Below are 22,563 nucleotides of genomic sequence, written 5' to 3'. Positions count from 1 at the left end.
AGACAAATCCCCCGAACTCCCAACCATCCCTGTAGGAGTGAGCCTGCTCGCGATAGCTGCGTGTCAGCCAACATCAATGTTGAACTTAGAACCGCTATCGCGAGCAGGCTCACTCCTACAGGGGATCGCTGTGAATCAGAGGAATCACAGGCAATAAAAAAACGGCCCGCCTCCGGTAGGAGACGGGCCGTTCTCATGTGAGCCGAAGCTCAGCGCATCACTTGTTCAGATGGAAGTCTTTTTCCGCTGCCTGGAAACGCTCAACCATGCCGCGAGTCGGCTCACCCGCCTTGCTGACAAAGTAGATGGCCAGGCTGGCGAAGATGAAGCCAGGAATGATTTCGTACAGACCCAGCAGTTCGAAATGCTTCCAGACCACCACGGTGATCGCACCGACCAGGATACCGGCCAGTGCGCCGTTGCGGGTCATGTCTTTCCAGATGACCGAGATCAGCACTACCGGACCGAACGCAGCGCCGAAACCGGCCCAGGCGTAGGACACCAGGCCCAATACGCGGTTGTCCGGGTTGGCCGCCAGTGCGATAGCGATCAGCGCCACCAGCAGGACCATGGCACGACCGACCCAGACCAGCTCCAGTTGCGAAGCGGACTTGCGCAGGAAGGTCTTGTAGAAGTCTTCGGTCAGCGCGCTCGAGCACACCAGCAACTGGCAGCTCAGGGTGCTCATCACCGCCGCCAGAATCGCCGACAGCAGCACACCGGCAATCCATGGATTGAAGAGGATTTTCGCCAGTTCGATGAACACACGCTCGTGGTTCTCGGTCACAGGACCGGCCACTTCCGGGTGCGCCGAAAAGTAGGCGATACCGAAGAAGCCGACGGCCACGGTGCCGCCCAGGCACAGGATCATCCAGGTCATGGAGATGCGACGGGCATTGGCGATCGATTTCACCGAATCCGCTGCCATGAATCGCGCAAGGATGTGCGGCTGACCGAAGTAACCCAGACCCCAGCCCAACAGCGAAATCACGCCGATGAAGGTGGTGCCCTTGAGCATGTCGAAGTTGCTTGGATCGTTGGCTTCGATCGCCAGGAACGTGGTATCGACGCCGCCGGTTGCCAGCAGAACGATGATCGGCGTGAGGATCAGCGCGAAAATCATCAGCGTGGCTTGCACGGTGTCGGTCCAGCTTACCGCGAGGAAACCGCCGACGAAGGTGTAAGCAATGGTCGCCGCAGCACCAGCCCACAGCGCCGTCTCGTAGGACATGCCGAAGGTGCTTTCGAACAGACGTGCACCAGCAACGATGCCGGAAGCGCAGTAGATGGTGAAGAACACCAGAATCACTACTGCCGAGATAATCCGCAGCAAGCCGCTTTTATCTTCGAAACGGCTGGAAAAGTAGTCCGGAAGGGTCAGGGCATCGCCGTTGTGCTCGGTCTGCACGCGCAGACGGCCGGCGACGAACAGCCAGTTCAGGTAGGCACCGACGATCAGGCCGATGGCGATCCAGCTTTCGGACAGACCGGACATGTAGATGGCGCCCGGCAGGCCCATCAACAACCAGCCACTCATGTCGGAAGCACCGGCCGACAACGCGGTGACGACACTGCCGAGGCTGCGACCGCCGAGAATATAGTCGGAAAGGTTGTTGGTGGAGCGATAGGCCATGAAGCCAATCAGCACCATTGCTGCGATGTAGATCACGAACGTGATCAGGGTTGGATTGCTTACGCTCATTGAGTTACGCCCTGGCTTTGTTTTTATGTAGCGGCGGTGGTGAACCGCTCGCAAACGACGACGTTTGGCAGACGATCCGGGATCCCGCGCATTTAAGACTGATGTTTCCCCAGGAAAGCCATCAGCCGGTACACCGGGTTATTCCCGGTTGCACCTTGGCGGCGAATGCTATGCAACAAAGCAAATAAGGTGCAACCAGTTTCGCCCGAATTAGTTGCACCCAGTCGGATTAATCGACAATCACCGTGTTTTTGCTCCCTTTTGTGGCAGTCATGGCGCTTTGCTAGAAGCAAAAGCACCAAGCAGGAGCAGTACTTTAGTTCCAGAATTCAATTCCTGACGAGCTGCGTATTATTCCGGCAAAAAAAGGGTTGCACCCGGTTGCACCTCATTCGGCGCACGGCTAATCTTGCGGCCAGCTGATGCCACGCAACTGTGGCAACCATGAGGATAAAAATATGGCTACCACCACCCTTGGGGTCAAACTCGATGACCCGACCCGCGAGCGCCTGAAGGCTGCCGCAACCTCGATCGATCGCACGCCGCACTGGCTGATCAAGCAGGCAATTTTCAATTACCTGGAAAAACTCGAGGGTGGTGCAACCCTGACCGAGTTGAACGGTTTGACCGCCAAAGACGCCGATGACGCAGGCGAAGTGCAGACCGATCACGCTCACCAATGCTTCCTCGAATTCGCCGAAAGCATCCTGCCGCAATCGGTACTGCGCGCTTCGATCACCGCTGCTTACCGCCGTCCTGAGCCGGAAGTGGTGCCAATGCTGATCGAGCAGGCACGCCTGCCGGCCCCGATGGCCGAAGCCACCAACAAGCTCGCGGCGACCATCGCAGAAAAACTGCGCAACCAGAAGAGTGCCGGTGGTCGTGCCGGTATTGTTCAGGGCCTGCTGCAGGAATTCTCCCTGTCGTCCCAGGAAGGCGTGGCGCTGATGTGCCTGGCCGAAGCGCTGCTGCGCATCCCGGACAAAGGCACCCGCGATGCGCTGATCCGCGACAAGATCAGCACCGGCAACTGGCATCCGCACCTGGGCAACAGCCCTTCGCTGTTCGTCAATGCCGCCACCTGGGGCTTGCTGCTGACTGGCAAACTGGTCTCCACCCACAACGAAGCCGGCCTGACTTCGTCGCTGAGCCGCATCATCGGCAAGAGCGGCGAGCCGATGATCCGCAAGGGCGTCGACATGGCCATGCGCCTGATGGGCGAGCAGTTCGTCACCGGCGAAACCATCGCCGAAGCGCTGGCCAATGCGAGCAAGTTCGAAGCCAAGGGCTTCCGCTATTCCTACGACATGCTCGGTGAAGCGGCACTCACCGAAGTCGATGCACAGAAATACCTGGCCTCGTACGAACAGGCGATCCACTCGATCGGCAAAGCGTCCCACGGTCGTGGGATTTATGAAGGCCCGGGTATTTCCATCAAGCTCTCGGCGCTGCACCCGCGCTACAGCCGTGCGCAATACGAGCGCGTAATGGACGAGCTGTATCCGCGCCTGCTGTCGCTGACCCTGCTGGCCAAGCAGTACGACATCGGCCTGAACATCGACGCCGAAGAGGCCGACCGCCTCGAGCTGTCGCTGGATCTGCTCGAACGTCTGTGCTTCGAGCCGCAGTTGACTGGCTGGAACGGCATCGGTTTCGTTATCCAGGCTTATCAGAAGCGTTGCCCGTACGTGATCGATTACGTGATCGATCTGGCCCGCCGCAGCCGTCATCGCCTGATGATCCGTCTGGTAAAAGGCGCGTACTGGGACAGCGAAATCAAGCGCGCCCAGGTTGAAGGTCTGGAAGGTTATCCGGTCTACACCCGCAAGGTGTACACCGACGTTTCCTACATTGCGTGCGCGCGCAAACTGCTGTCGGTGCCGGAAGTCATCTATCCGCAGTTCGCCACGCACAACGCCCACACCCTGTCGGCGATCTATCACATCGCCGGTCAGAACTATTACCCGGGCCAGTACGAATTCCAGTGCCTGCACGGCATGGGCGAACCGCTCTACGAACAGGTTGTAGGCAAAGTAGCCGAGGGCAAGCTGAACCGTCCGTGCCGCGTGTACGCTCCGGTCGGCACCCACGAAACCCTGCTGGCGTACCTGGTGCGTCGTCTGCTGGAAAACGGCGCCAACACCTCGTTCGTCAACCGCATCGCCGACCAGTCGATTTCGATTCAGGAACTGGTGGCCGATCCGGTTGCACAGATCGAGCAGATGGCGACCGTGGAAGGTGGTTTCGGCCTGCCGCACCCGCGCATTCCGCTGCCGCGTGACCTGTACGGTGCCGAGCGCGCCAACTCGAGCGGCATCGACATGGCCAACGAACATCGTCTGGCCTCGCTGTCCTGCGCCTTGCTCGCCACTGCGCACAATGACTGGAAAGCCGCGCCGATGCTTGGTGGCGCGTCCAGCAACGAAACGCCGGTCGCCGTGCTGAACCCGTCCGATCACCGCGATGTGGTCGGTCACGTTCAAGAAGCTACCGTCGAAGACGTCGACAACGCCATTCAATGCGCGCTGAATGCCGCGCCGATCTGGCAGGCCACCCCGCCGGCCGAACGTGCAGCAATTCTGGAACGTGCCGCTGACTTGATGGAAGGTGAAATCCAGCCACTGATGGGCCTGCTGGCTCGCGAAGCCGGCAAGACTTTCGCCAACGCCATCGCCGAAGTCCGCGAAGCGGTCGATTTCCTGCGTTATTACGCAGTGCAGGCGCGCAACGATTTCAGCAACGACGCCCACCGCCCACTGGGTCCGGTGGTGTGCATCAGCCCGTGGAACTTCCCGCTGGCGATTTTCAGCGGCCAGGTCGCTGCGGCATTGGCTGCCGGTAACCCGGTACTGGCCAAACCTGCGGAGCAAACCCCACTGGTCGCCGCGCAAGCCGTGCGCTTGCTGCTCGAAGCCGGGATTCCGGAAGGCGTGCTGCAACTGTTGCCAGGTCGCGGTGAAACGGTCGGCGCTGGTCTGGTAGGTGATGAGCGCGTCAAAGGCGTGATGTTCACCGGCTCGACCGAAGTCGCGCGCCTGCTGCAACGCAACATCGCTGGGCGCCTCGACAGCCAGGGCAGGCCGATTCCGCTGATCGCCGAAACCGGTGGCCAGAATGCGATGATCGTCGACTCCTCGGCACTCACCGAACAAGTCGTGATCGACGTGGTGTCGTCGGCGTTCGACAGTGCCGGTCAGCGCTGCTCGGCGCTGCGCGTACTGTGCCTGCAGGAAGATTCCGCCGATCGCGTCATCGAAATGCTCAAAGGTGCCATGGCTGAAAGCCGCCTCGGCAACCCGGAGCGCCTGTCCGTGGACATCGGCCCGGTGATCGACGCCGAGGCCAAGGCCGGCATCGACAAGCACATCCAGGGCATGCGCGACAAAGGTCGCAATGTTTACCAGGTGGCGATTGCCGACAGCGAAGAGGTCAAGCGCGGCACCTTCGTCATGCCGACCCTGATCGAACTGGAAAGCTTCGACGAGCTGCAACGCGAGATTTTCGGGCCAGTGCTGCACGTGGTTCGTTACAAGCGCAAAGAGCTGGATCAACTGATCGGCCAGATCAACGCCTCCGGTTACGGCCTGACGCTGGGCGTGCACACGCGCATCGACGAGACCATCGCCAAGGTGATCGACAACGTCAACGCCGGTAACGTCTACGTCAACCGCAACATCGTTGGTGCGGTGGTCGGCGTGCAGCCATTCGGCGGCGAAGGCCTGTCGGGTACTGGCCCGAAAGCCGGCGGCCCGCTGTATCTGTACCGTCTGCTGTCGACGCGTCCGACCGACGCCATCGAACAATCCTTCGCTCGCGGTGACGCCATCGTCGCCCCGGACGTGCGCTTGCGCGATGCCATGAGCCAATCGTTGAACGCTCTGAAAGCCTGGGCCGACAACAACAAGTTCGCTGATCTGAGCACCCTGTGCGTGCAGTACGCGGCGCAATCGCAGAGCGGCATCACCCGCGTGCTGGCCGGCCCGACCGGTGAGAAAAACAGCTATGCGATCCTGCCGCGTGAGCACGTGCTGTGCCTGGCGGAGGTTGAAGGTGACCTGCTGACGCAATTGGCGGCGGTATTGGCGGTAGGCGGTTCGGCGGTATGGCCGGAGTCCGACATCAGCAAGGCATTGTTCGCACGCCTGCCGAAGGAGATTCAGGCGCGAATCAAACTGGTTGCCGACTGGAATAAAGACGAGGTGGTGTTTGATGCGGTTCTGCATCACGGCCATTCCGACCAGTTGCGCGGCGTTTGCCAGCAGATTGCCAAGCGTGCCGGCGCGATCATTGGGGTTCAGGGCTTGTCCCAGGGCGAAACCAACATTGCGCTGGAGCGTCTGGTGATCGAACGCGCGCTGAGTGTTAACACTGCGGCGGCGGGTGGTAATGCCAGCCTTATGACCATCGGCTAAACCGCTGTAACTCCAGGCGCCCGCAACGGTCGCCTGGAATGAAATCCCCTGTAGGAGTGAGCCTGCTCGCGAAGACGGAGTGCCAGACGACATGAATGTTGCCCGACCCACCGCTTTCGCGAGCAGGCTCGCTCCCACAGAAGATCAAAAGATCGCAGCCTTCGGCAGCTCCTACATGGAACCGCATTCCAAATGTAGGAGCTGCCGAAGGCTGCGATCTTTTGCTTCTGCATCACGCTCATCAATCTTCCTGTTCAGCCCTCACCAGCACACCTAGACTCGGCCCAACTCCAATTTCAGGTAGGCCGCCATGTCCGAGACGCTGCTCAGTTCCCGCAATCTGGCTTTCGAGCTGTACGAAGTCCTCGATGCCGAGGGCCTGACCCGGCGTGAGCGCTTTGCCGAGCACAATCGCGAGACCTTCGACGCCGCCATCGGCACCGCGCGCAACATCGCCGAAAAATATTTCGCCCCGCACAACCGCAAGGGCGATGAAAACGAGCCGCGCTATGAAGATGGCCAGGCCATTCTGATTCCCGAAGTGAAACCGGCCGTGGATGCCTTCCTCGAAGCGGGTTTTCTCAACGCCGCACGTAGTTTCGAGGCCGGCGGCATGCAACTGCCGACCCTGCTGTCGCAAGCCTGCTTTGCGCATTTCCAGTCAGCCAACGCCGCGTCGACCTCGTACCCGTTCCTGACCATGGGCGCGGCCAACCTGATCGAGAGCTTTGGCAGCGAAGAGCAGAAACAGCGCTTCCTGCAACCGATGATCGACGGCCGCTTCTTCGGCACCATGGCCCTGACCGAGCCCCATGCCGGTTCGTCACTGTCGGATATTCGTACCCGCGCCGAGCCAGCATCCGACGGCACCTATCGCCTCAAGGGCAACAAGATCTTCATTTCCGGCGGCGATCACCCGCTCTCGGAAAACATCGTGCACATGGTGCTGGCCAAGCTGCCCGACGCGCCGCCGGGGGTGAAAGGCATTTCGCTGTTTATCGTGCCGAAGTTTCTGGTCAACGGTGACGGCAGCCTCGGCCCGCGCAACGACGTGCTGCTGGCCGGACTGTTCCACAAGATGGGCTGGCGCGGCACCACCTCCACCGCGCTGAACTTCGGCGATAACGGCGAGTGCGTCGGCTATCTGGTGGGCAAGCCACATCACGGTTTGAGCTACATGTTCCAGATGATGAACGAGGCGCGGATCGGCGTCGGCATGGGGGCGGTGATGCTCGGTTATGCCGGTTACCTGTATTCACTGGAGTACGCACGCGAACGACCACAGGGTCGGGTGCCGGACAGCAAGGATCCGACCACGGCGCCGGTGGCGATCATTCAGCACGCGGACGTCAGACGCATGCTGCTGACGCAGAAATCCTACGTCGAAGGCGCATTTGATCTTGGCCTGTATGCCGCGCGACTGTTCGATGACACCACCACGCTTGAGTCCGAAGCCGAGCGAAAACAGGCTCACGAGTTGCTGGATCTGCTGACGCCGATCGTTAAATCCTGGCCATCGGAGTTCTGCCTCAAGGCCAACGAACTGGCGATCCAGATTCTTGGTGGCCACGGCTATACCCGCGAATACCCGGTGGAGCAGTATTACCGCGACAACCGCTTGAACCCGATTCACGAAGGTACCCACGGCATCCAGTCGCTGGACTTGCTCGGGCGCAAACTGGCGCAGAACGGCGGCGCCGGGTTGAAGCAATTGATCCGCTTGATCGCCAACACCGCCGAACGCGCCACTGCGTACGACTCGCTGACCGCACTGCGCGAACCGCTGGAAAAACTCGTTGCCCGCCTGCAAACCGTGACCATGGGCCTGCTGACCGATCTGGCCCAGGGCAAGGTCAATAGCAGTCTGGCGAATTCGGCGCTGTACCTGAAAGTGTTTGGCCACGCAGTGATCGGCTGGCGCTGGCTGGAGCAGGCGATTCGCGCTGAGGAAGGCTTGGCCAAAGGCAATGCGGCGGATGTCGACTTCTATAAGGGCAAGTTGCAGGCGGCGCGGTATTTCCTGACGTGGGAGGTGCCAGGGTGCCAGCATGAGCTGGACCTGCTGGAAGCGCGGGATGATACGTGTCTGGGGATGCGCGAGGAGTGGTTCTGATCGACGACCGGGGTGAGTTCGTGACCCTCACCCCCAGCCCTCTCCCAGAAGGAGAGGGAGCCGATTGGGGGATATTTGAGAACTACGCCGACTTGAAATGACCTTACCGAATCCATCATCGACAAGTCATTCAGGTCGACGCATGACGCAAGAGGACAAGGTCGGTCCCCCTCGGGCCTACTCTCTCTGCTTCAACCCTGACTGATCGTCTTGGCAATGGTCTCGACCGTGGCGCTGACTTGCTCTTGATAACGCTCGAGTTCTTCTTTGTGCTGCTTCTTCATTTCGATCTGCTGCGAGCACAGATTCATCGCCGCCAGGACCAGCAAGCGATCGCCGATCAGCGTCGGGTATTTGCGCTTAGTGTCTTCCAGCGCTGCCTTGAGCATCATCGCCGCGTCGAGCAGGGTCTGTTCTTCCCCGGCCGGTGCCTTGATCGAATAGTCCTCGCCGAGAATGGAGATGACTTTTACCCCTGCTGTGCCGTGGTTCATGCGCTGACGGGACCGGCGTTGACGCGATCAACCAGCGCCTGGATACGGGCGGCGGTGGCGCCGTGTTTTTCTTCCTGCTCCATCAGGTTCAGTTGCAGGTTTTCGTTTTCATCCTTGGCCTGGGCCAGTTCCATGGACAGGGTCTGGTTGGTCTGCAGCAAGGTCTGGTTCTGTTGCACCAGATCGCTGACGAGCTGTTCCAATTGGCTGAGGGATGCTTCCAACATTTTGATCTTCCAAGCGTTTTTCAAAGGGCGCGTACGATAAAGAAAAGTCACCACGGATGCCAGGGTTAAACCGGCGCAAGGCCTTGATTTGCCTGGCGGGCAAGCGTTCTCGCGAGTTCAAAAGACTGTGATTGGTCGATCTGGTTCCTGCACTTCGTCGCTCAGGGCTGTCTGCGACAAATACGCACACCACCTCAAGACTTTAGTCGTATGACCGATAAGTCACCCATACAGCAGTCTCAGCCCGCATGGATGCGGCCCTTTTCGGTATCCGCCCATGTCCCTTCGCAATATGAATATCGCCCCACGGGCGTTCACCGGTTTCGCCCTGATCGGCGGCCTGATGTTGATTCTCGGCGTGTTTGCGCTGAACCAGATGAGCAAGATCCGCGCGGCCGGCGAAGACATCGCCACCGCCAGCGTGCCATCGATCAAGGCCCTCGACGAATTCACCCAACTGACCCTGCGCCTGCGCGTGCTGTCCTATCGCTTGCTGATCAACCGCGAACCCGACGTGCAGCAGAAAACCATCGAACTGTTCGACATGCGCAACCGCCAGATCAGCGATGCGCAACGTGCCTACGAGCCGCTGATCTCCGGCCCTGAAGAACGCGCGGCGTACGATCAATACGTGCAGTTGCTGGCGCAGTACCGTCAGCTTGAAGAGCGCATGAAAACCCTGTCGCGCAACAACCAGATCGCCGAGTTGCAGCAGATGCTCAACAACGATTTGCTGAGCAATTCGGAAGCGGTGAATACCGCGCTGGCGCGTCTGCTGGAGATCAATACCCAGCAAATTGCCGAGACCGATCAGGGCGCCAAGGATCAATACTCGATGTCATTCGATCTGGTCGTCACCCTGCTGGTGATCGCCAGCGGCCTGACTCTCCTGTTCGCCTGGCTACTGACCGTGAGCATTACCAAACCGATTTCCAAGGCGCTTGAGGCTGCGGAAACCATCGCCGAAGGCAACCTGACCCAGCCGATCCATGTCGATGGCGAAGATGAAGCCGGGCGCCTGCTGGCCGCCATGGCGAAGATGCAATCGAAGCTGCGCGACACCCTGCAGCGCATCTCCGGTTCGGCCACGCAGCTGGCCTCCGCCGCTGAAGAACTCAACAGCGTCACCGACGAAAGTGCTCGCGGCCTGACCCAGCAGAACAACGAAATCGAGCAGGCGGCCACTGCCGTCAACGAGATGACCAGTGCCGTCGAAGAAGTCGCGCGCAATGCAGTCAGCACTTCGGAAGCTTCGAAAAACGCCACCACTTCGGCGGGCGACGGTCGTGATCTGGTGCAGGAAACCGTCAGCGCCATCGAACGCATGAGCGCTGATGTGCAGAGCACGGCATCGCTGATCGGCGATCTGGCCAATGAATCCCGCGATATCGGCAAGGTACTCGACGTCATCCGTGGCCTCGCCGACCAGACCAACCTGCTGGCACTGAACGCAGCGATCGAAGCGGCCCGTGCCGGTGAGGCCGGTCGCGGTTTCGCCGTAGTGGCCGACGAAGTGCGCGCTCTGGCCCATCGCACCCAGCAGTCGACCAGCGAAATCGAACGCATGATCGGCAGCATCCAGAGCGGCACCGAACACGCCGTGGATTCGATGCGCAACAGCACCGAGCGCGCCGAATCGACCTTGAACATCGCCCGAGGCGCGGGTATGTCGCTGGACACCATCAACAGCGCCATCGTTGAAATCAACGAGCGCAACCTGGTCATCGCCAGCGCCGCCGAAGAGCAGGCGCAGGTGGCGCGGGAAGTCGATCGCAATCTGGTCAACATCCGCGATCTGTCGGTGCAATCGGCGACCGGGGCGAATCAGACCAGCGCGGCGAGCAACGAGCTGTCGCGCCTGGCGCTGGATCTGAACAATATGGTTGGGCGGTTCAGCCTGTAAATTTTGAGATCAAGATCAAAAGCCCCTCACCCCAGCCCTCTCCCAGAGGGAGAGGGGGAAAGGGAGCAGATCTCTGTGCTGTTCAAACCTGAGTCCGACGCGCAATTGCAGGTCGGCGTAATTCGAACAAACACCGCGGTCAGTTCCCTCTCCCTCCGGGAGAGGGCTAGGGTGAGGGCCGCAATCGTCCGCCTGCCGCAAATCCTGATGCCACACTTAAAAGCTTTTTGACAGCATCACATTTCAACAGGTTAGAATCGCTGGCACGCAGACTGCATGGTCAGTTTGTGCCCCCGTCTTTACGCTTCTGGAGTACTGCCTTTGAATGCGACGACCATCAACAGCCTGTTCTTGATCGGCGCGTTGCTGGTAGGCGCAAGCATTCTTGTCAGCTCACTTTCTTCACGTCTCGGCATTCCGATTCTGGTCATCATCCTCGCGGTCGGCATGAGTGCCGGGGTCGATGGTGGCGGGATCATTTTCGATAACTACCCGACGGCCTATCTGGTCGGCAACCTCGCTCTGGCGGTGATCCTGCTCGACGGCGGTTTACGTACGCGGGTTTCCAGTTTCCGCGTGGCGTTATGGCCGGCGCTGTCGCTGGCCACGGTCGGGGTGTTGATCACCACCGGGCTGACCGGCATGGCCGCGGCGTGGCTGTTCGACCTCAATCTGATTCAGGGCCTGCTGATTGGCGCCATCGTCGGTTCGACTGACGCCGCTGCGGTGTTCTCGTTGCTCGGCGGTAAAGGCCTCAACGAACGGGTCAGCGCCAGTCTGGAAATCGAATCCGGCAGCAACGACCCGATGGCGGTGTTTCTCACCGTCACCCTGATCGACATGCTCGCCAGCGGCGAAACCGGCCTGCACTGGAGCCTGCTGACCCACCTGATCCGCGAATTCGGCATTGGTGGGGTGATCGGTCTGGGCGGCGGCTGGGTGATGCTGCAACTGGTCAACCGCATCAACCTCGCGGCCGGGCTCTATCCGATCCTGATCATCGCTGGCGGTCTGGTGGTGTTCGCGCTGACCAACGCCCTGCACGGCAGCGGCTTCCTCGCCGTCTATCTGTGCGGTCTGGTCATCGGCAACCGCCCGGTGCGCAGCCGCCACGGCATTCTGCACATGCTCGACGGCATGGCCTGGCTGGCGCAGATCGGCATGTTCCTGGTCCTGGGCCTGCTGGTCACGCCCCACGATCTGTTGCCGATCGCCCTGCCCGCCCTCGGTCTGGCGCTGTGGATGATCCTGTTCGCGCGGCCGCTGTCGGTGATGGTCGGCCTGCTGCCGTTCAAGGCCTTCCATGGTCGCGAAAAAGCCTTTATTTCCTGGGTCGGTCTGCGCGGTGCGGTGCCGATCATTCTGGCGGTGTTCCCGTTGATGGCCGGATTGCCGCAAGCGCAGCTGTATTTCAATCTGGCGTTCTTCATCGTACTGGTCTCGCTGTTGGTGCAGGGCACGAGCCTGCCGTGGGTGGCCAAATTGCTCAAGGTAACGGTGCCGCCGGAGCCCGCACCGATTTCCCGGGCAGCGCTGGAAGTGCACGTGACCAGCGAGTGGGAACTGTTCGTTTACAAGCTCGGCGCGGAGAAATGGTGCATCGGTTCGCCCCTGCGAGACCTGAAAATGCCCGAAGGCACACGCATCGCCGCCCTGTTTCGTGGCCAGCAATTGCTCCATCCGTCGGGTAGTACGGTGCTGGAAGTCGATGATTTGCTGTGTGTTATTGGCCACGAACACAACTTGCCGGCCCTCGGCAAACTGTTCAGCCAGGCGCCGCAACGCGGCCTCGATCTGCGTTTCTTCGGCGACTTCGTGCTCGAAGGAGACGCCCAGCTTAAAGCGGTTGCAGCGCTGTATGGCTTGCCGGCCGAAGGCATCGATCCGGACATGACTCTGGGCGCGTTCATTGCCCAGAAAGTCGGTGGTGCACCCATCGTCGGTGACCAGGTGGAGTGGAACAACACCCACTGGACGGTCGCGGTCATGGACGGGAACAAGATCGGCAAAGTGGGCGTCAGATTCCCCGAAGGAAGTCGCCCGGGTCCCGGGCTCTTCCTCTAAACTGCCTCCACTCTCACTTGCTTGACCGGTCTCTATGCCTACCCTGCGCTCCTTTTTCGCCGCGGCCCTGCTGGGCCTCAGTCTTGTCGTCGGCCCGCTGCATGCTGCCGAACCACCGTCCAGCGACGCCGTGCAGGCCAGCCTCGACAAGCTGGCCGACAGCAAACTGCCGGACGCTGACAAGAAGACCCTGCAGACCGTCCTGCAGAACACCCTCAATCAGCTGAACAACCAGCGTGATTACGAGCAGAAGCTGATCGATCTCAAGCGTCAGCTGGCCAATGCGCCGAAGCTGACGATCGAGAACACCCGCGAACTCAGCCGCCTCAAGGCCACCGCACCAGTGCCGGTCGCGCAGCGTTTTCCGAAAGAGTCGATCCAGCAACTGGAGCAGATCCTCACCGACCGCTCCACCCAGCAAAGCGATCTGCAAAAAGCCCTGGCCGAAGCCAACAGTCTGATCATCACCGCACAGACTCGCCCCGAGCGCGCGCAGGCGGAGATTTCCGCCAGCCAGACGCGCATCCAGCAGATCAACACCATCCTCAAATCCGGCAAGGACACGGGCAAAACGGTCACCGCCGAACAGCGCGACCAGTTGAACGCCGAACTGGCCGCACTCAATGCGTTGATTCCGCTGCGCCGTCAGGAACTGGCCGGCAACACCCAATTGCAGGATCTGGGCAATGCCCAGCATGACTTGCTCTCGGAAAAATCCGACCGCCTCGACCGCGAAATTCAGGAACTGCAAACCCTGATCAACCAGAAGCGTCTGGCGCAGTCACAGGAAACCGTTACCCAGCAATCGATCGAAGCGCAGAAGGCCGGCGGCAGCAGCCTGCTGGCAAGCGAGAGTGCGACCAACCTCAAGCTTTCCGACTATTTGCTCAAGAGCACTGACCGTCTCAACGAAGTCACGCAGCAGAACCTGCAGACCAAACAGCAACTCGACACCCTGACCCAGAGCGATTCGGCACTGGACGAGCAGATTAGCGTGCTCAAGGGCAGCCTGTTGTTGTCGAAGATTCTCTATAAGCAGAAACAGGCGTTGCCGCACTTGAAGGTCGACCGCGACCTCGCTGACCAGATTGCCGATATTCGCCTGTATCAATTCGATGTCAGCCAGCAACGCGAGCTGCTGAGCAACCCGGCGACTTATGTCGACAATCTGCTGGCCACGCAGCCGCCGGAGCAGGTCACCCCGCAGTTGCGCAAGAGCCTGCTCGATCTGGCCAACACCCGCGCCGATCTGCTCGAGCGGCTGAACCGCGAATTGAGCGCGATGCTCAATGAGTCGATCACCCTGCAGCTCAACCAGAAACAACTGCTGAGCACTGCCCAGAGCCTGCGCGCGACCCTCGACGAACAGATGTTCTGGATCCCCAGCAACAAGCCGCTGGACGTGGAATGGATGCGCGGCGTGCCGGAGCGGCTGGAGCGGCAGGTCAACACCCTGCCCTGGGCGTCGAGCCTGAGCGAACTGACTGACGGCCTGACCCAGCGCCCCTTGCTGTTCCTGCCGTTAGCATTGCTGATCGGCGCCCTGCTGTGGCGACGCAAGGCACTGTACGGGAGACTCAACAAGGTTCACCAGGACATCGGCCACTTCAAGCGCGACAGCCAATGGCATACGCCGCAGGCGATTCTGATCAATATTCTGCTGGCGATGCCGGTGGCGCTGGGTCTGGCGCTGTGCGGTCTGGCCTTGCAGATCGACGCGCGCGGGCAGAACGCCAATATGGGCGCGGCACTGTTGCAGATGGGACAGGCCTGGCTGGTGTTCTACACCGCTTACCGGATCCTCGCGCCCGGCGGTGTGGCGGAATTGCACTTCCGCTGGGAGAAACCGCAGGTCGAGTTCCTTCAGGGCTGGGTGCGTCGATTGGGTCTGGTGGTCATGGCGCTGGTGGCTGTGGTGGCCGTTGCCGAGTTGCAACCGGCGGCGCTGGCCGATGATGTGCTGGGCATGCCGGTAGTGCTGACCTGCTACGCCTTGATGGCGTGGCTGCTCAGTCGCCTGCTGATCAGCAGCCCGACGCACCAGAATGCTTCACTGTTCCGCAAGGCAGTCGGGGTGATGTTCACCCTGCTGCCGATCGCCCTGTTCGTCGCGGTGTGCTTCGGCTACTACTACACCGCGCTGAAACTCAGTGACCGCTTGATCAATACCCTGTATCTGCTGATGTTCTGGCTGGTGATCGAGGCGACTTTCGTGCGTGGCCTGAGCGTTGCCGCACGGCGTCTGGCTTACCAGCGCGCGCTGGCGAAACGGCAGGCGGCGAAAGAGGCCGGCGACGGCGAAGCGGTAATCGAAGAGCCGACGCTGGACATCGAAAAGGTCAACGAACAGTCCCTGCGCCTGATCCGTCTGGCCCTGCTCGGCGGTTTCATCGCCGCGCTGTACTGGGTCTGGTCGGACCTGATTTCGGTGTTCTCGTATCTGGACAACATCACCCTCTACGAATACACCAGCGGCACCGGTGCCAACATGAGCATGGTGCCGATCAGCATCGGCGACATGCTCGGCGCGCTGATCATCATCGGCATCACCTTCGCGCTGGCGCGCAACTTGCCCGGCCTGCTCGAAGTGTTCGTGCTGTCCAAGCTGAATCTGGCCCAGGGCAGTGCCTACGCAACCACGACGCTGCTGTCCTACGTGATTGCCGGCGTCGGCTTCGTCACCACCCTGTCGACCCTCGGCGTCAGTTGGGACAAGCTGCAATGGCTGGTGGCGGCGCTGTCGGTGGGTCTGGGTTTCGGTATGCAGGAGATCTTCGCCAACTTCATCTCCGGCATCATGATCCTCTTCGAACGCCCGGTGCGGATCGGCGACACCATCACCATCGGCAACCTCTCGGGCACGGTGAGCAAGATCCGCATCCGCGCCACGACGATCACCGACTTCGACCGCAAGGACATCATTGTCCCGAACAAGACGTTCATCACCGGGCAACTGATCAACTGGTCGCTGACCGATACCATCACCCGGGTAACGTTGAAACTCGGCGTCGATTACGGCTCGGACCTGGACCTGGTCAAGGAGCTGCTGCTCAAGGCAGCCCGGGAGAACCCGCGCGTGCTGAAGGAACCGGAGCCGCACGTTTACTTCCTCAACTTCGGCGAAAGCACCCTCGACCACGAACTGCGCATGCATGTGCGTGATCTCGGTGACCGCAACCCGGTGCTCGATGAGGTCAACCGCTTCATCAACCGCGAGTTCAAGAAGCAGCACATCAACATCTCGTTCCGGCAGATGGAGGTTTACCTGAAGAACCTCCACGGTCAGGAATACAAGATGGTGCCGGTGGAACCGGAGAACAAAACCATCGTGCCGATCGTCGACGGGCAGAAACCGTTGTCGGAACCGCCGCCGGGCAAACTCGACTAACCGTCATGATCCCAGCAGAATGCTCGGACATTCTGCTGGAGCCGGCCCGTGAAAGCCCTCGACGAACTGACTTTCGACAACCGCTTCGCTCGTCTCGGCGACGCGTTCTCTGCGCACGTACTGCCGGAGCCGATCGACAATCCGCGTCTGGTGGTCGCCAGCCCGGCCGCCCTGGCTCTGCTGGATCTCGATGCGGCCAGCGCCGAAACCGAAGAATTCGCGCAACTGTTCGGCGGCCACAAGCTCTGGGCCGACGCCGAACCGCGGGCGATGGTGTATTCCGGGCATCAGTTCGGCGGCTACACCCCGCAACTGGGGGACGGGCGCGGCCTGCTGCTGGGCGAGGTCTACAACAACGCCGGCGAGCATTGGGACTTGCACCTCAAGGGCGCCGGACAGACGCCATTCTCGCGCATGGGCGATGGCCGCGCCGTGTTGCGTTCCTCGATCCGTGAGTTTCTCGCTTCTGAAGCGCTGTATGCGCTGAACATTCCATCTTCGCGGGCCGCCTGCGTGATCGGCTCCGACACGCCGGTCTGGCGTGAGAAGCAGGAACGCGCGGCGCTGGTGCTGCGCCTGGCGCCGAGCCATATCCGCTTCGGCCACTTCGAATATTTCTACTACACCAAACGCCCCGAGCAGCAGAAACAGCTCGCTGAGCATGTGCTGGCGATGCACTTCCCCGAATGCCTTGAGCAACCGGAACCGTATCTGGCGATGTTCCGCGAAATCGTCGAGCGCAACGCCGAACTGATCGCCAAGTGGCAGGCCTATGGCTTCTGCCACGGCGTGATGAACACCGACAACATGTCGATCCTCGGCATCACCTTCGACTTCGGCCCGTTCGCTTTCCTCGATGACTTCGACGCGCATTTCATCTGCAACCACTCGGATGATCAGGGCCGCTACTCGTTCAGCAATCAGGTGCCGGTCGGCCAGTGGAACCTCAGCGCCCTCGCCCAGGCACTGACGCCGTTCATCAGCGTCGAGGCCCTGCGTGAAACCCTCGGCCTGTACCTGCCGCTGTTCCAGGCGCACTACCTCGACCTGATGCGTCGCCGCTTCGGCTTCACCACCGCCGAGGACGATGACCAGCAACTGCTGGAAAACCTGCTGCAACTGATGCAGAACAGCGGAGTCGACTACACGCTGTTCTTCCGCCGCCTCGGTGAAGAATCAGCCGAACAGGCCATCGCCCGCCTGCGCGACGACTTCGTCGATATCAAGGGCTTCGATGCCTGGGGCGAACGCTACGTCGCCCGGGTGGCCCGCGACGGCGATGCCGATCAGGCACAACGCCGCGCACGGATGCATGCGGTCAATCCGCTGTACATCCTGCGCAATTACCTTGCGCAAAAAGCTATTGATGCAGCTGAGCAAGGCGATTATTCCGAGGTGCGCCGGCTGCACGAAGTCCTGAGCAGACCGTTCGAAGAACAGCCGGGAATGGAAGGTTATGCCGAGCGGCCACCGGAGTGGGACAAGCATTTGGAGATCAGTTGTTCTTCCTAAAGCTTTTCATAGGTGAATGCCCGGAAGGCAGGTCATAACCTAAAGCCATATAGTCGCAATGGAAAATTGCAACCAAGCGCGCTCAGAAAAACAACTATTCACCACGTACGTTCGACTTGCTCAGCGAAAATAATTGAGAAGAGTATCGACATCTGTAATAGAGCGTCGAACATCCGCGAATAGCTCTCTCATCTCCTTTTCAACACCATCGTACTCCCATAAGACCCGATCATTCTCATCCAAGATTGCGATCACATTCGTATAGGACCAGTAAAACTCCTCTTCATCGGTATAGTGGCGATATTTAACCTCGTAGAGAGCGATTCTTTTCCCCTTAAATCTAGTCTCTACAAAAAGAGGAAAGTAATTATTAGTACCCTGCTTAATTGTCAACGGCACGTCGCTTACCGCCCACCTGATTGAGCGCCGTGAAGTCTCCTCAATTAGGCGAACGACCATATTTCTCGCGGTAGAATTTTTCATACTCGAGCTGCCTCATTATCTTTTGCATAACTGTCAAGTAAAACCGAAAATCTATTCAGTTCGCGCTGCACTCGCCATGCACGGGCCGGATTAAGGTCAGGCGCCCTTCGAAATAGTGTTTTATCTTCACTCATTAAGGCAAGAAGCTCGTCCGCACATTCCTTTTGCAACACTTCGAGGCTAGGCCTGATACTTTGCACATGCCCTTTAGCTTTGTAGATAAGCGTTATAGCCTCATGTTTGTATTCTAAATGCTTCTTCGCTTCCTCGGGATCCTCTAAACCTTCGAGCGCTTCCCAATTCTTAATTCCTTCCCGTATTGCGGGCAATAGCGCCTCCAATACAGAATGAACTTCGGGAACGCGAATTTTCTTCTTGAGCAAACTACTTATTCGGCCGACATAAACGAAGGTTACAACCGTAAAAATCGTACCAAATATGGTAAATACAATTCCTACCTGATTGGCTCCACCCCAAAAACTATCACTGCCCCAGCCTAAAGCAGCTGCACCCAACAACAGGCAAAGAAACAACCATTTTGGCAAAGAAATACGCCCCAGCATCTCCATTTCGCTAACCTTCCCAAAAAACAGAACCTTACAACCTCATATTGCCGGGAGTCTACCCCAATCAAAACGAAGAAAATCCGACATTATCTGACAGAAATTTCTTACGCGTTAGAAATGCGATGGAGCTGACGTGTAGAAAGACCAGATCCGGCCGATGGCAGCGCTGAATATAGAATTCTTGAAATCCCCGTTTATGCCTCCAAGATACAAAAATTACGAACACAGTGTTGGTATCACAATGGCTCTTCTAATACCCTGCCCCACCTGCAACGGCCTCAACCGTATCCCCGCCGAGCGCCTGGCTGACCAGCCCAAATGCGGGCGCTGCAAGTCTGCGGTGCTGTTGAGCAAACCGTTCGAACTCAAGCAAGGCGATTACGCCAGTCAGATCAAAGGTGATCTGCCGTTGCTGGTAGATGTCTGGGCGGACTGGTGCGGGCCGTGCAAGTCGTTTGCGCCGGTGTTCGAACAGGCCGCGGCGCAGCTGGCGGGCAAGTGTCGGCTGGCCAAGCTCGACAGCGAGGCGAACCCGCAGTTGTCGGCGCAGTTGGGGATTCGCTCGATTCCGAGCCTGATTCTGTTTAAAAACGGCAGGGAAGTAGCGCGGCAGAGCGGTGCGTTTCCATTGCCGCAGTTGATGGCGTGGCTGCGTAGCCAAGGGATCTGACCCAGCACAAATCCAATGTAGGAGTGAGCCTGCTCGCGATGAGGCCGTAACATTCAACATTTGAGTTGGCTGAAAGGGCGCTATCGCGAGCAGGCTCACTCCTACAGGGGAACAGTGTGTATTCCGGGAATCAGTGGTCTTCCAGCAGATTGTGCAGTTCTACAAACTGCTGGGTCAGCTTGTGCCGTGGATCGAGGTGGATCAGCGGCATGCTGGCCTGGTGCGACTCGCGCATGCGTACCGAGCTGCTCAGATACACCGGCAGCACCGGCAGGCCCTCAGCGATCAGCTCATCAAGCATCTGCTGTGGCAGGCTGGCCCGGGCCTGAAACTGATTGACCACAATGCCTTCGACTTCCAGGCCTTCGTTGTGGTCGTCCTTCAATTCCTCGATTTCGGCGATCAGCCCGTACAGCGCCTGACGCGAGAAACTGTCGCAGTCGAAAGGAATCAACACCCGATCCGCCGCAATCAGCGCCGATACCGCGTAGAAATTCAACGCAGGCGGGGTATCGAGATAAATTCTGTCGTAATCCTCGTCCAGCTCATCAAGCAATTTGCGCAGCTTGTTGATCTTGTGTTTCGCCTCGAGTTTGGGCTGCAGATCGGCCAGCTCGGCGGTGGCGGTGATGATGTGCAGGTTGTCGAACGGGGTTTCGTAGATGTCGGCCTGATTCTTTTTCGAGAACGGCCCTGAAGACAGGGTCTGTTTGAAGAAGTCGGCGATCCCCATGGGGATGTCGTCACCGGTGAGCCCGGTCAGGTACTGGGTGGAATTGGCTTGGGCATCGAGGTCGACCAACAACGTGCGATAACCCTCGCTGGCGCTGACCGCCGCCAGGTTGCAGGCGATGCTGGATTTGCCCACGCCACCTTTCTGATTGAACACCACGCGCCGCATGACCAAACCTCCGTGTATCAAAGAATGACCGAGTGTAGTTGCCGTCGACCGCGCTTCGCTACCTTCACGGACATGGACTACGCCGTCAGGTGTAAATATCGACGCTTAGCCATGGAAAAAACCGCCAGCCATCGCGGAGACTCCTGACAGACAGGCCGCGGGGAATATGGATAATGGCCAAGTGATAGCCACCCCAGCGAACCGCTCGGTACATTTTGTTGGGCAAAATGTAACCAGCATTTGCTACACACCCGTCGCACCGGGATAATGCGCGCCACCCGGCGCCCTGCGCCAAGCCAAGCCTGCTGCGGCGCTGGCGACTCAACGCGTCAACGAAAGCCCGCAGGGGCGGGATGAATGTCCGTGATCAACTTCAACATCGCCCAATGGCGCGCGTGGGCCCCGGGGCTCGACAGCGTGGACGCCTGGCAGGCCTGGAGCCGACAACCGGTCGTGCTCCAGAGCAGTGATGCCGCGCCCGATGTGTCGTTTCTGCCGGCCATGCAACGCCGTCGCCTCAGCCGCCTGGCGCGCATGGCCTTCAGCGTTGGCTGGCCGCTGGCCGACGGACGGGACAATCTGCCGCTGGTGTTCGTCTCCCGGCACGGGGAAACCCCGCGCACCTTTGAAATCCTTCGCGACCTGGCCACCGAACAGCCGCTGTCGCCGACCCAATTCAGCCTCTCAGTGCACAACGCCATCATCGGTTTGTGGTCGATCATGCGCGGCGAAACCAGCGAAATGACTGCCCTCGCAGCTGCTGGGGACGGCCTCGAACACGGCATGCTCGAAGCCGCTGCGTTGCTGGATGAAGGCGCCCCGGCGGTGCTGCTGGTGATCACCGAAGAGCAACCGCCCGAGGCCTATTCACAGTGGGTCGATGATGTGCCGTTCCCTTATGCACTGGGTTTGTTGCTCACGCCCGGTACCGACTGGCGGCTGACCCTGAACAGCAGCACCGAAACCCGGTCAAAGGCGCACTGGCCGCACGCGCTCAACCTGCTGCGAACCCTGCTCGGCCAGCAACCTGACTGCCAACATGCGTGGAAAAATCGTGTATGGACCTGGCATCGCAACCCGTGACCGCCAAACACCGCGACGCCTACTACTGGCGCCTGCTGGCCACTGCTGCGAGCTTCGCGTTGTTCGGGCTCGGCGGGCTGTGTCTGCGCCTGTTGGTGTTTCCGCTGCTCGGCTGCCTGCCCGGTGACTCGCTGGCACATCGCCTGCGCGCCCGGCGCACGGTCAGCCGGCTGTTCTGGTTTTTTGTACGCTTCATGGCTCGCACCGGCGTGCTCACCTACGACATCGAGGGCGCAGAACGCCTCGGCCGGCCGGGGCAGATGATCATCGCTAACCACCCGTCGCTGATCGATGTGGTATTTCTCATCGGTCTGGTGCGCCACGCCAATTGCGTAGTGAAGAAGACCCTGTGGGAAAATCCCTTCACCCGTGGCCCGCTGCGCCGCACCGAATACATCAGCAACGACGGCAGCATGGACATGCTCGACGCCGCCGCGCAGTCGTTGCAGGAAGGCCAGACCCTGATCATCTTCCCCGAAGGTACGCGCACCCAGCCGGGACAGGCGCCGGCCTTTCATCGGGGGGCGGCGGCGATTGCCCTGCGCGGTGCGAAAATCGTTACGCCGGTGATCATCAAAGTCAGCCCGACCACCCTGACCAAAGCCGAGCCGTGGTATCGCATCCCCCATCGCCGCGTGCACTTCAGTTTCCGCGTGGGGGCCGATATAGACCCACAGACCTTCGCCGCGCAAGGCCCCGCACCGCAGGCCTCGCGCAAGCTCAACGATTATTTGCATGACTATTTCATTAAGGAGCTCGCCGCAGATGAGCGAACTGAACACCGTTAGCCTGGTGCGTGACATCAAACTGCTGATCATCGACGCCCTCGGCCTCGAAGACATCAGCCCCGAGGACATCGGCGACGAGCAGACACTGTTCGGCGAAGGCCTCGGCCTGGACTCCGTGGACGCACTGGAACTGGGCCTGGCGATCCAGAAAAAATACGGCATCAAGATCGACGCCGATGCCAAAGACACCCGCAACCATTTCACCAACGTGGCCAGCCTTGCGGCGTTCGTCACGGCAAAACAGGCAGCTTGAGACC

General features: G+C 59.8%; 15 protein-coding genes and 1 pseudogene. 11 read left to right on the top strand and 5 right to left on the bottom strand.

Annotated features, from left to right (window positions below):
* Positions 1-217: 217 nt before the first annotated feature.
* Positions 218-1,702 carry a sodium/proline symporter PutP gene (putP, locus tag J2Y90_RS08250; protein WP_253498346.1) on the bottom strand — a complete coding sequence of 495 codons (1,485 nt, stop codon included), beginning with the start codon at positions 1,700-1,702 and terminating at the stop codon, positions 218-220.
* A gap of 458 nt (positions 1,703-2,160) precedes the next feature.
* On the opposite strand from putP, the gene putA reads away from it, so the two are divergent.
* Positions 2,161-6,114 carry a trifunctional transcriptional regulator/proline dehydrogenase/L-glutamate gamma-semialdehyde dehydrogenase gene (putA, locus tag J2Y90_RS08245; RefSeq protein WP_253498343.1) on the top strand — a complete coding sequence of 1,318 codons (3,954 nt, stop codon included), beginning with the start codon at positions 2,161-2,163 and terminating at the stop codon, positions 6,112-6,114.
* A 310-nt stretch (positions 6,115-6,424) separates the two neighbouring features.
* Positions 6,425-8,227, top strand: a complete 1,803-nt coding sequence (locus tag J2Y90_RS08240) for an acyl-CoA dehydrogenase (RefSeq protein WP_253498340.1) — start codon at positions 6,425-6,427, stop codon at positions 8,225-8,227.
* Positions 8,228-8,418: 191 nt separating this feature from the next.
* Here the strand turns inward: J2Y90_RS08240 and J2Y90_RS08235 are convergent, their stop codons facing one another.
* On the bottom strand, positions 8,419-8,721 hold the full coding sequence (locus J2Y90_RS08235; RefSeq protein WP_039756738.1) for a cell division protein ZapA: 303 nt from the start codon (positions 8,719-8,721) through the stop codon (positions 8,419-8,421).
* Positions 8,718-8,948 carry a hypothetical protein gene (locus J2Y90_RS08230; RefSeq protein WP_253498337.1) on the bottom strand — a complete coding sequence of 77 codons (231 nt, stop codon included), beginning with the start codon at positions 8,946-8,948 and terminating at the stop codon, positions 8,718-8,720. Before J2Y90_RS08230 ends, J2Y90_RS08235 begins: the two co-directional genes overlap by 4 nt.
* A gap of 277 nt (positions 8,949-9,225) precedes the next feature.
* Here J2Y90_RS08230 and J2Y90_RS26725 point away from each other — a divergent pair.
* The 5 genes and pseudogenes from J2Y90_RS26725 to selO form a co-directional block, all read left to right on the top strand.
* A pseudogene (locus J2Y90_RS26725) lies at positions 9,226-9,948 on the top strand (MCP four helix bundle domain-containing protein); the annotation flags it as partial.
* A gap of 30 nt (positions 9,949-9,978) precedes the next feature.
* Positions 9,979-10,851: a methyl-accepting chemotaxis protein gene (locus tag J2Y90_RS26720; protein ID WP_370695130.1), complete on the top strand. Its 873-nt coding sequence runs from the start codon at positions 9,979-9,981 to the stop codon at positions 10,849-10,851.
* A gap of 321 nt (positions 10,852-11,172) precedes the next feature.
* The gene (locus J2Y90_RS08220) at positions 11,173-12,915 is read left to right on the top strand and encodes a potassium/proton antiporter (protein WP_253498331.1); all 1,743 of its coding nucleotides are present in this window, start codon (positions 11,173-11,175) and stop codon (positions 12,913-12,915) included.
* Between the two features lie 34 nt (positions 12,916-12,949).
* Positions 12,950-16,303 (top strand): mechanosensitive channel MscK, encoded by a 3,354-nt coding sequence (gene mscK, locus J2Y90_RS08215; protein ID WP_253498328.1) that lies wholly within the window; start codon positions 12,950-12,952, stop codon positions 16,301-16,303.
* A gap of 48 nt (positions 16,304-16,351) precedes the next feature.
* Positions 16,352-17,815, top strand: a complete 1,464-nt coding sequence (gene selO / locus J2Y90_RS08210) for a protein adenylyltransferase SelO (RefSeq protein WP_253498325.1) — start codon at positions 16,352-16,354, stop codon at positions 17,813-17,815.
* A gap of 479 nt (positions 17,816-18,294) precedes the next feature.
* Here the strand turns inward: selO and J2Y90_RS08205 are convergent, their stop codons facing one another.
* Complete coding sequence (locus tag J2Y90_RS08205; RefSeq protein ID WP_253498322.1) at positions 18,295-18,867, bottom strand: hypothetical protein; 573 nt, start codon at positions 18,865-18,867, stop codon at positions 18,295-18,297.
* A gap of 232 nt (positions 18,868-19,099) precedes the next feature.
* Between J2Y90_RS08205 and trxC the strand changes: the two genes are divergently transcribed.
* A complete protein-coding gene (trxC, locus tag J2Y90_RS08200; protein WP_253505094.1) occupies positions 19,100-19,534 on the top strand; it encodes a thioredoxin TrxC in 435 nt (144 codons plus the stop codon).
* Between the two features lie 130 nt (positions 19,535-19,664).
* Here trxC and J2Y90_RS08195 read toward each other — a convergent pair whose 3' ends face one another.
* Entirely contained in the window at positions 19,665-20,435 is a 771-nt protein-coding gene (locus tag J2Y90_RS08195; protein ID WP_253498319.1) for a ParA family protein, read from the bottom strand.
* 357 nt (positions 20,436-20,792) lie between these two features.
* Here J2Y90_RS08195 and J2Y90_RS08190 point away from each other — a divergent pair, with 357 nt between their 5' ends.
* Genes J2Y90_RS08190 through J2Y90_RS08180 form a run of 3 tightly spaced genes read left to right on the top strand, consistent with a single transcriptional unit; the run spans position 20,793 to position 22,559 of the window.
* Positions 20,793-21,518: a beta-ketoacyl synthase chain length factor gene (locus J2Y90_RS08190; protein ID WP_041477598.1), complete on the top strand. Its 726-nt coding sequence runs from the start codon at positions 20,793-20,795 to the stop codon at positions 21,516-21,518.
* Positions 21,494-22,306, top strand: coding sequence for a lysophospholipid acyltransferase family protein (locus J2Y90_RS08185; RefSeq protein WP_253498316.1), 813 nt, complete (start codon positions 21,494-21,496; stop codon positions 22,304-22,306). Before J2Y90_RS08190 ends, J2Y90_RS08185 begins: the two co-directional genes overlap by 25 nt.
* Positions 22,284-22,559, top strand: a complete 276-nt coding sequence (locus J2Y90_RS08180; protein WP_253498313.1) for a phosphopantetheine-binding protein — start codon at positions 22,284-22,286, stop codon at positions 22,557-22,559. Before J2Y90_RS08185 ends, J2Y90_RS08180 begins: the two co-directional genes overlap by 23 nt.
* Positions 22,560-22,563: the final 4 nt, after the last annotated feature.

The sequence above is a fragment of the Pseudomonas koreensis genome (genome assembly GCF_024169245.1).
Classification (GTDB): Bacteria; Pseudomonadota; Gammaproteobacteria; order Pseudomonadales; family Pseudomonadaceae; genus Aquipseudomonas; species Aquipseudomonas koreensis_F.
Note: the sequence above shows the minus strand (reverse complement) of the source record. Positions and strands in the feature narration are given on the sequence as shown.